Below are 12736 nucleotides of genomic sequence, written 5' to 3'. Positions count from 1 at the left end.
TGCTCGGGGCGGGCCTCGCCCTGGTCCTGCTGGCCGCGCTCGGCGTCGCCGGTCTGCACTGGCTCACCCACCGGTACGACCGCACGGTGGCCAAGGAGCAACTGCTCGACCCGACCGCCCGGACGAAGCGGACGAACCTGGATCAGCCACTCAACTACCTGCTGATCGGCTCCGACCACCGGCCCGGTGCCGGCCCCGACGACCAGCGCTCGGACACCGTCCTCATCGTGCACGTCCCGGCCGGGATGCGGCAGGCGTACCTGATCTCCGTCCCGCGTGACCTGCTGGTGGCCATCCCGGCGGCGCCCGGCTTCCCCGGCGGTCAGGACAAGGTCAACGCCGCGTACGAGCACGGCGGCGGCGGATCCGGCGGCGCCCGGCTGCTCAGCGCCACGCTCACCCGGCTCACCGGGGTCCGCTTCGACGGCGCCGCGCTCGTCGACTTCTCCGGCTTCACCCAGGTGATCGACCAGCTCGGCGGCATCCGGATGTGCGTGGACACGCCGGTCCGCTCGATCCACACGAAGACCCAGTTCGACCCGGGCTGCCAGCAGATGGACGGGGCCCGGACGCTCGACTACGTCCGGCAGCGCTACGACCTGCCGAACGGGGACTACGACCGCCAACGGCACCAGCAGCAGATGCTGCGGGCGGTACTGGACCGGGCCGGCGAGACGCACCTGCGCGGCGACCCGGTGAAGCTGGACCGGGTGCTGCGCGCGGCCGGCGGGGCGCTGACCGTCGACACCAACGGCGTACCCCTGGACGAACTCGTCTTCGCGCTGCGCGCGCTGCCGGCGGACGCCCTGCGCGGGGTGCGGCTACCCTCCTACCCGCAGACCATCGACCAGGTCTCCTACGTGGTGCTGGACCCCGGCGGCGACGACCTCTTCACCGCGGTGCGCGACGCCCGGGTGCCGGAGTGGGCCGGTGCGAATCCCCGCTGGGTCAACCGGCTCTGAGCCGGACGGGCGACTAGGCTTTCCCCGTGTTCGGAGCCCAACTTCCCAGCGTGCCCGCGTCGGCCGTGCCCGACGACGTCTACCTGCTCGACGTCCGCGAGGACGACGAGTGGGCCGCCGGCCACGCGCCGGCCGCCCACCACCTGCCGATGACCGAGCTGCCGGCCCGGCTCGCCGAGGTGCCCGACGACCGCGAGGTGGCGGTGATCTGCCGCTCCGGTGGGCGCTCCGGGCAGGTGGTCGGCTACCTGCTGCGCAACGGGTGGGACCAGGTCCGCAACGTCGAGGGCGGGATGGGCGACTGGGCCGCCGCCGGCCGCCCCGTGGTCACCGACGACGGGCAGCCGGGTCGGGTCGTCTGAGACACGTCCGGCCATGACCGATCCCCTGGTCTTCGCCCATCGCGGCTCCTCGTACGACCTGCCGGAGCACACCCTCGCCGCCTACCTGCGGGCGCTCGACGAGGGTGCGGACGGGCTGGAGTGCGACGTCCGGCTGACCCGCGACGGGCACCTGGTCTGCGTGCACGACCGCCGGCTGGACCGCACCAGCAACGGGCACGGCCTGGTCAGCGCGCGGACGCTCGCGGAGCTGGAGGTGCTCGACTTCGGCTCCTGGCACCCGGCCGCCGGCGCCGGTGGGCTCGACGAGTCGCACACCCGGTTGCTCACGCTGGAGCGGCTGCTCGACGCGGTGCTGGCCGCCGGTCGGCCGGTCCGGCTGTTGATCGAGACGAAGCACCCGTCGCGCTACCGGGGCGACGTCGAGCGCCGGCTGATCGGCCTGCTACGCCGATACGGGCTCGCCGAGCCCGGCCCGGACGACCCGGTCCGGGTGACCGTGATGTCCTTCTCGCCGCTGGCCGTACGCCGGATCCACGAGCTGGCGCCGGAACTGCCCACGGTGCTGCTGCTGGAGGTGCTGCCGCGCCTGCTGCGGCTGGGCCGGCTGCCCTTCGGTTGCCGGATCGCCGGCCCCGGGGTGGAGCTGGTCCGGGCCCGACCGGGGCTGGTACCCGCGCTGCGGGCCGCCGGGCACTCCGTCTACGTCTGGACGGTGAACGAGCCCGAGGACGTGGAACTGGTGCTGGCAGCGGGCGTGGACGGGGTCATCACGGACCGACCCGCCCGCATGTTGAGCCGGTTGGGCCGGTGAGTCCCGTCGACCGCCGGTTGGGCGGTCGACCGGCCGGGGGTGTCACCGGGGCGGACGGCGCGGCACACTCGGGACATGCCGGAGCGAACCGACTACCCCGCCCTCATCGCCGGCCACACCAGCGTGATCAAGATGATCAACTCCGGTGAGTCCGGTCTCTCCGTGCTCAACCGCCTGCTCCGCGAGGTCGAGCCGACGGTCGGCGCGGCGGGCCTGGTCTTCGTCGAGTTCACCCCGGCCGGCGGACGGGTTATCGCGGCGACCGGCAGCGCCGAGTTCGTCATCGGCCGGCCGCTGCCGGCCACCGACCCGGCCACCGTCTGCCTGCTGGCCGGCCCCCCGGTGCGGGAGGTCCGGGTGGACGCGATCCCGGGCGCGCTGGCCGACGAGGTCGCCGGGCGTGGGCTGCGCCGGATGATCGTGGCGCGCGCCGAGATCGCCGGGCTGACCGTGGGCAGCCTGCACGCCCTCTATCCCGCCGGCGAGGCGCTCGACGCCTCGCAGCGCGCGGTCGTCGGCTACGTGGCCGCCTGCATCGCGCACATGTACGGCGACCAGACCGGCCTGCCGGTGCACGGCGACGGCCCGGTCGTGGCGGCGCTCGCCGACGGGCTGGCGGTGGTGGACCGCGACCACCGGGTCCGGCTCTGGAACCCGGCCGCCGCCCAGGTGACCGGCCGCGCGGCGAACGAGGCGCTGAGCCGGCCGCTGCCGTTCCCGCTGCCCCCGTCCGGGCAGGTGCTCGATCACCGGCTGCCGGACGGCCGCTGGCTGCGGATCACCTCCGGTGAGCTGCCCGGCCCGAACGCGCTGCGTGTGGTGACCTTCCGCGACATCACCGACCAACAGCGCCGCGACCACGACCGGGACCTCTTCGTCGCGGTGACCAGCCACGAGCTGCGCACCCCGGTCACCGTCATCAAGGGGTACGCGGACACGCTCACCGACCATTGGGAGTCGCTCAGCGACGGCGACCGGCGGCAGGCCGCGCGGATCATCGGACAGCGCGCCAACGAGCTGGCCCGACTGGTCGACAGGCTGCTCACCGCGGCCACCGAGAGCCGTCCCGGCGGGGAACCGGCCGCCCCGTTCGACCTGGTCGACGCGCTGCGCGCGGCGGTGCTCGACCTGCCGGCCGACCTGCGGCACCGGCTCGTGTTCGACCTGCCGGCCGACCTGCCCAAGGCGATCGGCGACCGGCACAGCCTGGCCACCGTGCTCACCGAGCTGGGCACCAACGCCGGGAAGTACTCGCTGCCGGACACGCCGATCGAGATCGGCGCCGACGCGAACGAGCGCACGGTCTCGTTCCGGGTCGCCGACCGGGGCATCGGCATCCGGCCGGAGCACGTGGAACGGGCCTTCGACCGGTTCTGGCAGGGCGAGTCCGGCGACCGCCGGCGCTACCCGGGCGCCGGGTTGGGTCTCTATCTCGTCCGGCAGATCGTTGAACAGCAGAACGGGTGGGTATCCCTGCGACCGAGAACCGGCGGGGGTACGGTCGCGGAGGTGCGGCTGCCCCGGGGATGAACCGGGTGTCCACGGCGGTGGAAGGGACGACGGTGTCGACGCGACCGGCCGAACGTGCGTGGTGCGTGGTGGTACCCCACCACGCGACCGGCGCGCGCGTGGCGCGGCACCGGCTCGCCGACGAGCTGACCGGCCTCGTACCCCCGGCGCTGCTGGCCGACCTGGTCGCGGTCCTCGCCGAACTGGTCGGCAACGCGGTCCGGCACGCCGAGGCGCTGCCCGGCGGCGTGGTCCGGGTGGCCTGGCGGCTGCGCGCCACCGATCGTGGGCCGAGCGTCCAGCTCCGGGTCACCGACGGCGGCGCCGGCGCCGGCCCGCGGCTCCGGGTCGCCGCACCCGACGCGGTGGACGGGCGCGGGCTGCACATCGTCGCCGGGCTCTCCAGCCGGTGGGGCGTCGAGCGGGACGGCCTGGGCCAGAGCGTGTGGGCCGAGTTCGACCCGGCCCGGTCGCACCGGCCCGACCTGGTCGCCGCCGGCTGACCGGGCGGGCAGGGCGGGTCCTGCCCCCGGCGGCGCCGCCCGGGCTCTAGTACTCCAACGTCACTTGGCTTTGGCGTTGGGCGTGGCGCGGGCATGAAGACGGCCACCGCGTTGATCATCGATGGTTTGTGAGGACAATCGAAGATCGTGCGGTGGCCGCGTGCCACAGCGTAGACCCCGCCGGGTGGCGGGTCGTCCTGGACGAGGCGGTGGCGCGTGTCGCTGGCCGGTTCGTGCGGGCGGAGCCCCGTCGGACCGCCGGGCAGTTCGTGGAAGGGCTGTTGTCGGGCGTGGAACGCAAGACCTGCTGGTCGCTTGCGGAACGGGCGGGTCACGAGGATCCACAGGCGATGCAGCGGCTGCTTCGCACGGCGGTGTGGGACGCCGATGGCGTCCGCGACGACGTTCGGGCCTGGCTGATCGAGCAGCTCGGGCACCCCGACGCGGTGCTGGCCTGCGACGAGACCGGGTTCCTGAAGAAGGGTCTGTGCTCGGTCGGGGTCCAGCGGCAGTACACCGGCACCGCCGGACGTGTCGAGAACAGCCAGGTCGGGGTGTTCCTGGCCTACGTCTCGCCCGAGGGGCGGGCGATGATCGACCGTCGGCTCTACCTGCCCGAGACGACCTGGTGTCAGCAGCCCGACCGCCTCGCCGCCGCCGGCGTCCCCGACCAGGTCGGGTTCGCCACGAAGCCTGCCCTCGCCCGGCAGATGATCGCCGCCGCGCTGGATGCCGGAGTCCCGTTCGGGTGGGTGACCGGCGACGAGGTCTACGGCGCCGATCCCGGCCTACGCGCTGACCTCGAACACCGCGGGATCGGCTACGTTCTGGCCGTCGGCTGCGACCGACGCGTGCACATCAACGACGGTCGCACCCTGATCCGCGTCGACGACCTCGCCGACCGGATCCCCACCGCCGAGTGGCAACTGCATAGTTGCGGGCCGGGAGCGAAAGGTCCCCGCGACTACCTGTGGGCCTGGATCACCACCGCCACCAGCCCCGTCGAGCACCGGTGGCTGCTGATCCGCCGCAACCGCACCACCGGTGAGTTGGCCTTCTACCTGTGCTGGTCACCCCGCCCCGTCCCGCTGCACACCCTCGTCACCGTGGCCGGCTCCCGCTGGAGCATCGAAGAGCTGTTCCAGACCGGCAAAGGCCAAGTCGGCCTCGACCACTACCAGGTCCGCGGCTGGGCCGGGTGGCACCGATTCATCACCCTGGCCATGCTCGCCCTGGCCGTCCTGACCATCATCGCCGCCCAGCAGCCCGACACCGACCCGGAGATCATCGCGCTGACCGTCGCCGAGATCCGCCGACTCCTCAACGCCTTCGTTCTCGCCGTGACGCTCCCACCCGCGCACACCCTGCACTGGTCGATCTGGCGACGAACATCCCAAGCCCGAGCCCGACGGGCCCACTACCAGCGCAGACAGGCGAAGTGACGTTGGAGTACTAGGCTGTCTCGCCGTGAGCAAGCGTCGAAAGAACCAACGGGCCGAAGCCACCCCGAAGCGGGAGAAGGTGCGGGACGTCTTCGTGCCCCGACCGTTCGAGGGCCTGGTCGACGAGCCGGAGTGGATCGCCCTTCGTGAGCTGGTGCCGGCCGCGTCCGCGCCGCTGCGGCTGACCCCGGAACTGGTCGAGGAGTACGGCGATCGGCCGGTCGTCCTGGCCACCGTGCTGCCGATGGCCGCCCCGGCGGTGGCGAAGCCGGACGGGCGGGTCCTCGTCGGCCTGCAACGGCACCAGCAGTCCGGCGACGTCTCCCGGGACCTGGCCGACGCGCTGCTCTGCGCGCTGCGTACCGAGCCGGGTAAGCAGGTGAGCGTGCCGCCGCTGCCCGGCCCCGGACCCCGTCTCCAGGACATTCTGGTGGACGGCCCGCTGGAGATCAGCATGCACGACGGGTTCGACTTCTGGCTCGACCCGGGCGCCGCCGACGACGGGACGGTGCAGGCGTCCCTGGAGCGGGCCAACGCGGCAATCTACCCGACGGTGAAGCTGGACGCGGCCCGGGCGGCCTACTGGTGCCAGGTGCCGGAGAAGGCCCACGTGCGCTGGGTGCTGCCGGACGACGAGGACGCCGCGCTGGACGCCCTCTCCCGCCTCGGCGCAGCCGGGGAGCTGACCCTCGGCGACGGCACGAAGTTCGCCGGCATGTTCCGGGCGCACGGCCGCCTGACGCCGGTGTGGGACCTGCCCGAGGAGACTCCGGCCGCCGAGTGGGAGGGCCCGGTCGCCGAGTTCGCCAAGCGCTACGCCGAGGCGCTCGGCGAGCGGGAGCCGCTGGACGCCGCCGGCCGGCGCGCCCGCCAGGGCCTGCTCGGCCGCCAGCTCACCCTGCGCTGACCGCCCGGGTGTAAGGAGGGGCCCCCTGTTAACGCCTGCGCGTGAGAGGGGGCCCCTTCTCTACCGGAGGCGTTAAGAGGGGGCCCCTCCTTTCTCCCGGACCAGGGGGCAGGACATGCAGCGGGGGCCGCCGCGGCCGGAGCCCAGCTCGGAGCCGGCGATGGCGATCACCTCGATGCCGGCCCGTTCCAACTGCGCGTTGGTCTCCACGTTGCGTTCGTAGCCCACGCAGAGGCGCGGCGCGAGGGCGAGCGTGTTGTTGCCGTCGTCCCACTGCTCGCGTTCGGCGGTGACCGGGTCCAGGCCGGTGTCGATCACCCGGAGCTGGTCGAGGTCCATCGCGTCGGCGGCGGCCCGCAGGAACGGGGCCGGGCCGTCGACCCTCGGCTCGCCGTCGGGGCCGGCCACGACGGTGTACGCGGACAGCTCACTGGCGATGTTCGGATACATCAGCACGGCGTCCACGTCGACCATGGTGCAGACCGTGTCCAGGTGCATGGTGGCGCGTTCCTGGGCGATCGGCACCACCAGGATGCTGTGCGCCAGCCCGGCGGCGAAGACCTGCCGGGCCAGCCGCTCGGCCCCGGCCGGGGTGGTGCGTTCCCCGACGCCGACGGCGAGCACGCCGGGCGCGAGCAGCAGCACGTCGCCGCCCTCCAGGTGCTCCAGCCCGGGGTGGTAGACGAACTCGGTGCCGACGAAGCGCGGGTGGTAGCGGTAGATCGCGTCGGTGAGGGTGGTCTCCCGCCGCCGCGCCGGCATGGCCAGGCTGGTCACGCCGACCCGGTCGCCGATCCAGACCGACGAGTCGCGGGTGAAGAGAAGGTTGGGCAACGGGTCGATGACGAAGTCGTGCCGGTCCATCAGCGTCCAGACCAGACCGCCCGGCCGCTCGGCGCCGATCCGCAACTCCTCGTGCGCGAGACCGGCCATGAACACGTCGGCGAGGGCGGCCGGATCGAGGTACGCCAGGTGGTCGGCGACCCGGGCCCGGAGCGTGTCGCCGAGGCGCGGCGAACGCAGTACCTGGTCGGCCAGCTCGGCCCGGGCGTCCGGCACGGCGAGCGTCTCGGTCAGCAGGTCGGCCAGGTAGAGCACCTCCACGCCGCGCGAGCGCAGGGCCGCCGCGAACGCGTCGTGCTCCTCCTGCGCACGTCCCACCCATGGGATAGCGTCAAAGAGGAGGGAGTCGTTGTTGCGTGGGGTGAGGCGGGCGAGTTCCGGACCCGGGCGGTGCAGCAGCACCGTGCCGAGTCGGGCCACTTCGCTGTCCACGTAGTGCGTCACCCTCGCAGCCTAGGGCAGGCTTCCGCACCATCCGGAAAAGAAGTGTGAATGAATATGGCATTCATCCGCACTCATTCCGGCGGTCCAACTTGCCGAGACCCCGGGTGCGCAACGTAGGGTAGTGGAGACATAACTTCGAGAGACCTTTTGCCGGAGGTCGCGATGACTGTCTTTCCCGCTCGCCGAGCCGTACCGAGCCGGGCACTGCCGCCCCGCGCGGCACCGCCCCGGGTCGAGGCCACGTCGGCGCTCGAGCCGGCCCGGCCGACTCCACTGGAGTGGGCCCGCCGCCGCCGGGCCGAGCGGGGCGCCCGCCGGTTGGAGGCCGCCGGGGCCCGCGCCCTCGGGCAGCTCGACCACCTCGGGCCCGCCTGGCACGTCATCGAATGGCCCCGGACGGACCCCGCCGACGCGCTGTTCGACAACGGTGCGGACGACCGGGCCGGGTTCCTCGCGATCGGGCCGAGCGGTCTCTTCGCGGTCACCATCGCCGACCACGGCCGGGCCCGCGTGCTGGTCGCCGGCGACGTCGTGCAGATCAACGGCAAGCGTCCGCCCTACGTGGCCGAGGCGCGCCGCGACGCCAAGCGGGCCAGCAAGGCGCTCTCCGACGCGGTCGGCCTGCCGATCCCGGTGACGCCGGTGCTGACCTTCGTCGGTTCCGGCGTCATCAGCGTCTACGGCCTGCCCAAGGACTGTCTGATGGCCACCCACCGGGAGCTGGACCGGCTGCTCGTGGCCGCCGGCAACCGGATCACCCCGGCCACCGCCGAGAAACTGTCCCGGGTCGCCCAGGCTCCGTCGACGTGGTTGAACGGCACGTACCGTCCATCCGCCGACTACCGGTGGTATGACGAGGGCCGAACGGCCGCTGACAAGCGGGCCGCCCGGCGGTAACGTCTGCGACGACGCCACGCGGTCCGCGACACCGCCCCGACCGGTCCGTCGGTCCGCGTCGTCGCTGGCCGCCCGACCCCCGGGGCTCCCGCCGCACCGACGCACGTCCCCGGCCACCGGGCCGCCCGGCCCCTCGGCCGCGGTGGGGACCGGGAGGCGCAGCGCGGCCGGAAGGTCGCCGTGCCGACCGGCTAGCGTGGACGGACCGTCGGTGTACATAGGAGGCGCGGTGGCCCACGTCGAGCTCTCACTCTCGGAAGTGTTCGCGTCCCCCACGGACACCCGCACCGAGCAGGAGACCGACAACTTCGCGCAGTGGTCCGGGACGGTCTCCCGGGCCGCCGAGCCGTGCCTGCTGATCGACGCGGACACCACAGTGGTGGCCATCTCCTCGTCCGGCTGCGACATGCTCTGCCTCGGCGCGCCGGAGGACGTGATCGGCCTGCCCCTGCTCGAGGGTGGCCTGCGCCTGGTCGACTTCACTGCCAGCCCGAGCGAGCTGACCGAGCAGGAGACCGACAAGATCCCCCCGCTGCTCGCGCTGCTCTCCGGCCGGCTGGCCCGAGGGCTGCTCCGGGTGCAGGGGCCGGGCTCCGACGCCGGCACGACGGTGGACGCCATCTCCACCCCCGTGCTCGCCGGCGCCGCGGTGGCCGGCTCGCTGACGTTCTTCTCCGTGCTCTGAGCCGGCCCGCGCACCGGATCGGACACCCGGCTTCACCCGGGCCGGCGAGTTTCCTACGATGGGCACGGCCCCCGGGCCGTGACGACGCCCGTCGATGTCGAGGACTGCATCGTGCCCCGCACCCCGCCCCTGACGGCGATGCTGCTCGCGCTGCTCGCGGTCGCCGCCTGCGGCCAGCCGCCCGAGCTGCGTGAGCCGTCCGCCGGCACCGACGGACCCCGTCCCACGGTGTCGGCCACGCCGTCCGGCCCGACCCCGACCGCGCCGGCCACCGCGAGCGCGCCGGCCGCCCCGGCCGTCCCGGCCGTCCCGGCCGTACCCGCCGCCCCGACACCCGGGCCGGCCGCCGCGCCCTGCGGCGGCACGCCGTCCGGGAACCGGATTGTCACCCTGTTGCGCGGCTCCGCCGGCGTGCTCCCCCGCGACGTGCGGGTGACCGTCCGGACCGGACCGCTCTGCGCCGAGGGCTGGCACTACACCGTGCTGGCGGTCGCCGGGCACGAGGAACTCCAGGTGGTCACCCGGGGTCGCACGCCCATCCTGGTGACCGCCGGCACGGACGTGTGCGGCGTCGAGGTGCGGGCCACCGCACCGCCGGGCATCCGCACCCTGGCCTGCGACGGCATGCCGGGTGCGTAGGCTGGTCGCCATGCCGGGAACACCGCCCACCCGCTTCGTCTTCCTCGGGCCCGAAGGAACCTTCGCCGAACAGGCCCTCCGGACCGTGCCGGCCGCCGAACGCGGCGATCGCACACCCGCCCGTAGCGTCGGCGAGGCGCTCGACGCCGTACGGGCCGGGGAGGCCGACGCCGCGCTGGTGCCGCTGGAGAACTCCATCGGCGGCGCGGTCGGGGTGACGCTCGACGAACTGGCCGAGGGCGACCCGTTGGTGATCACGCGGGAGGTGGTCCTGCCGGTGGAGTTCGTGCTCGCCGGCCGGTCCGGCGTCACACCGGCCGCGATCCGCACCGTGGCGGCCCACCCGCAGGCGTCCACCCAGTGCCGCGGCTGGCTCCGCGACCACCTGCCCGACGCCACCGTGGTCGACGTGCTCTCCAACGGCGCCGCCGCGGCCGGGGCGGCGAACGGGGAGTACGACGCCGCTGTCTGCGCCCCGATCGGCGCCAGCCGGCACCGGCTGACCGTCCTCGCCGACAAGATCGCCGACCACCCCGACGCGGTGACCCGGTTCGCACTGGTGTCCTACCCCGGGCCGCCCCCGCCGCCGACCGGCGACGACCTGACCTCGCTGGCGGTCTACATCGCGCACGACCGGGTGGGCGCGCTGCTGTCCGTGCTCATGGAGCTGGCCGTGCGCGGGGTGAACCTGACCCGGATCGAGTCCCGCCCGACCGGCGAGGCGCTCGGGCGGTACGTGTTCTTCCTGGACTGCACCGGGCACGTCGCCGACGTACGCCTCGGCGAGGCGCTACGCGGGCTGCGCCGGGTCTGCGCCGACGTGCGCTTCCTCGGGTCGTATCCCCGGCACCGCTGGAGCGCGGCGGCGGGTGACCGGCCGACGCCGGCGCCGGCCGGTCTCTCCGACGCCGACTACGCCGACGCGGCGGCCTGGCTGGCCCGGCTGCGCGCCGGCGAGCTGAGCTGACCGGGCCGGGTGCGCCCCGCGGGGACGCACCCGGCCCGGGCGGTCACTGGAGCAGGCCGCCGAGCAGGCCGCCCTGCTGTTGCTGCTGGGCACCGCTGCCGGCCACCGGCGGCTCCTCCGAGGGCTGCACCACGACGAAGCCCTGACCGGCGAAGCTCATCGTGAACGCCTCGCCGGTGCTGCGGCCGAGCAGCGTGCCCAGGCCGAGTTGCTCGGCCCGGTGGTAGCCGGTCTGGAGGTTCGCCGACCAGCAGACCGCCGCCTGCGGGTCGACGTACGTCGGCGCGTCCACGTTCAGCACCACCGGGGTGCCCTTGGTGGTGACCGCGATCCGGCCGTGCCCGGTGAAGACGCAGTTGAACAGGCCGGCGGAGGATGCCATGCCCATGCCGCTGACCATCTTGATGTCGTACTGGAGGGACGAGTCGAAGGCCAGCACGCTGGACCCGTTGATGGAGAGCGCGTCGCCCGGTTCGAGGTCGATGACGTGCACGTCCTTGGCGGCCTCGGCGAGGAAGACGTCGCCGCGCCCGGAGAGCTTCATCAGCGGCACGCCCTCGCCGGTGAGCCGCTGCTTGATGAACTTGCCGATGCCGCCCGAACCGAGCGCCTGGAACTGCACCTGGCCCTGGTAGGCGACCATCGACCCGACGCGGGCCATCGCCTCGCCGTCCAGCTCGATCTTCAGCATCTTGGAGTTCTGCAGCCGCATGCCCGGCTGCTGGGACTCCTTCTCGAGGTTCGCCGCGGAGAACAGCTCGCTGCGCATGGTTTTCCTCCTGCATCGGGATGTGCCTGCACCGGAGGTTAGGGGACGGGCGCAACCGCGGGGATCGGCCGAGCGGGGACCGGCGGAACCCGGGTCAACCCCAGCCGAGGGCGTGCAGTAGCTCGTCGTCGATGCCGAAGTGGTGGGCGATCTCGTGCACCACTGTCACCGCGACCTCGTCGACGACGTCCTCGTCGGTGTCGCAGATCGCCAGGATCGGATTCCGGTAGATCAGGATGCGGTCGGGCAGCACACCCGCGTAGTCCCAGCCGCGAGTGGTGAGCGCGTGTCCCTCGTAGAGCCCGAGCAGGTTCTCGCCGGGCGGCGGATCGTCCTCGACCAGGATGACCACGTTGCTCATCAGCCCGAGCAACTCCTCGGGCACCTCGTCGAGCGCCTCGCCGACCAGTTCCTCGAACCGGTCCCGGCTCATCTCCACGGCCACGTCGCCCGGTCACTCCCTCACGGTCGGCACGCGGTACGGCGAGGGCGCCCGCCGGGCACCCCCGCCGTGTCGGACGTGGTCAGGCCAGGCGGGCGGTCAGCGTGATCTGCGCGCCCGGGGACAGCAGCCGGGAGATCGGGCAGTTCTCCTTGGCCGCCTCGGCCAGCTTGGTGAAGCCGGCCTCGTCGAGACCGGGGGCCTGGCCGACGGTCTCCAGGTCGATGCGGGTCACCGTCATGCCGGCGTCGGTCTTGTCGAAGTGCACCTTGGCGGTCGTCTCCACCGACGTGCCGGTGGCGCCCGAGTCGGCGAGCTGCTTGGAGAGGGCCATCGAGAAGCAGCTCGCGTGCGCGGCGCCGATCAGCTCCTCGGGGTTCGTGCCCTCACCCTCCTCGAAGCGCGACGTGAAGGAGTAGTTGCCGGACAGGCCGCCCTTGCCGGTGCGGACGGTGCCCGAGCCCTCGGCGAGGTCGCCCTGCCAACGAGCGGAAGCGGTACGGATAGGCATGGCACCGACGCTAACCGAAACCGGGCCGCCCCGCACCGCCCGGCCGCATCACGCTCCCGGT

15 protein-coding genes are annotated in these 12736 nt (G+C 73.4%); 11 read left to right on the top strand and 4 right to left on the bottom strand.

Annotated features, from left to right (window positions below; all coding sequences use genetic code 11):
- Positions 1-26: 26 nt before the first annotated feature.
- From O7618_RS26725 to O7618_RS26695, 7 genes are all read left to right on the top strand, one after another.
- The gene (locus tag O7618_RS26725) at positions 27-962 is read left to right on the top strand and encodes an LCP family protein (RefSeq protein WP_278110157.1); all 936 of its coding nucleotides are present in this window, start codon (positions 27-29) and stop codon (positions 960-962) included.
- Between the two features lie 26 nt (positions 963-988).
- Positions 989-1324: a rhodanese-like domain-containing protein gene (locus tag O7618_RS26720; RefSeq protein ID WP_181570919.1), complete on the top strand. Its 336-nt coding sequence runs from the start codon at positions 989-991 to the stop codon at positions 1322-1324.
- Positions 1325-1337: 13 nt separating this feature from the next.
- Entirely contained in the window at positions 1338-2117 is a 780-nt protein-coding gene (locus tag O7618_RS26715) for a glycerophosphodiester phosphodiesterase family protein (protein ID WP_278108896.1), read from the top strand.
- Between the two features lie 75 nt (positions 2118-2192).
- Positions 2193-3647, top strand: a complete 1455-nt coding sequence (locus O7618_RS26710; protein ID WP_278108895.1) for an ATP-binding protein — start codon at positions 2193-2195, stop codon at positions 3645-3647.
- Positions 3648-3712: 65 nt separating this feature from the next.
- A complete protein-coding gene (locus O7618_RS26705; RefSeq protein WP_278108894.1) occupies positions 3713-4129 on the top strand; it encodes an ATP-binding protein in 417 nt (138 codons plus the stop codon).
- 209 nt (positions 4130-4338) lie between these two features.
- Positions 4339-5571, top strand: coding sequence for an IS701 family transposase (locus O7618_RS26700; RefSeq protein WP_278108893.1), 1233 nt, complete (start codon positions 4339-4341; stop codon positions 5569-5571).
- Between the two features lie 25 nt (positions 5572-5596).
- A complete protein-coding gene (locus O7618_RS26695; RefSeq protein ID WP_278108892.1) occupies positions 5597-6478 on the top strand; it encodes a DUF5926 family protein in 882 nt (293 codons plus the stop codon).
- A 72-nt stretch (positions 6479-6550) separates the two neighbouring features.
- Here the strand turns inward: O7618_RS26695 and O7618_RS26690 are convergent, their stop codons facing one another.
- Complete coding sequence (locus O7618_RS26690) at positions 6551-7765, bottom strand: arginine deiminase (RefSeq protein WP_278108891.1); 1215 nt, start codon at positions 7763-7765, stop codon at positions 6551-6553.
- Between the two features lie 162 nt (positions 7766-7927).
- On the opposite strand from O7618_RS26690, the gene O7618_RS26685 reads away from it, so the two are divergent.
- From O7618_RS26685 to pheA, 4 genes are all read left to right on the top strand, one after another.
- Complete coding sequence (locus tag O7618_RS26685; RefSeq protein WP_278108890.1) at positions 7928-8662, top strand: hypothetical protein; 735 nt, start codon at positions 7928-7930, stop codon at positions 8660-8662.
- A gap of 229 nt (positions 8663-8891) precedes the next feature.
- On the top strand, positions 8892-9347 hold the full coding sequence (locus O7618_RS26680; protein WP_278108889.1) for a hypothetical protein: 456 nt from the start codon (positions 8892-8894) through the stop codon (positions 9345-9347).
- A gap of 138 nt (positions 9348-9485) precedes the next feature.
- Positions 9486-9986: a hypothetical protein gene (locus O7618_RS26675; protein WP_278110156.1), complete on the top strand. Its 501-nt coding sequence runs from the start codon at positions 9486-9488 to the stop codon at positions 9984-9986.
- 10 nt (positions 9987-9996) lie between these two features.
- A complete protein-coding gene (gene pheA, locus O7618_RS26670; protein WP_278108888.1) occupies positions 9997-10953 on the top strand; it encodes a prephenate dehydratase in 957 nt (318 codons plus the stop codon).
- A 43-nt stretch (positions 10954-10996) separates the two neighbouring features.
- Here the strand turns inward: pheA and O7618_RS26665 are convergent, their stop codons facing one another.
- The 3 genes from O7618_RS26665 to O7618_RS26655 form a co-directional block, all read right to left on the bottom strand.
- Positions 10997-11722 (bottom strand): AIM24 family protein, encoded by a 726-nt coding sequence (locus tag O7618_RS26665; protein ID WP_278108887.1) that lies wholly within the window; start codon positions 11720-11722, stop codon positions 10997-10999.
- 94 nt (positions 11723-11816) lie between these two features.
- Positions 11817-12161 (bottom strand): metallopeptidase family protein, encoded by a 345-nt coding sequence (locus tag O7618_RS26660; protein WP_278110155.1) that lies wholly within the window; start codon positions 12159-12161, stop codon positions 11817-11819.
- Positions 12162-12246: 85 nt separating this feature from the next.
- The gene (locus O7618_RS26655; RefSeq protein WP_278108886.1) at positions 12247-12675 is read right to left on the bottom strand and encodes an OsmC family protein; all 429 of its coding nucleotides are present in this window, start codon (positions 12673-12675) and stop codon (positions 12247-12249) included.
- Between the last annotated feature and the right edge of the window lie 61 nt (positions 12676-12736).

The sequence above is a fragment of the Micromonospora sp. WMMD980 genome, assembly GCF_029626035.1.
In the GTDB taxonomy this organism is placed as follows: domain Bacteria; phylum Actinomycetota; class Actinomycetes; order Mycobacteriales; family Micromonosporaceae; genus Micromonospora.
Note: the sequence above shows the minus strand (reverse complement) of the source record. Positions and strands in the feature narration are given on the sequence as shown.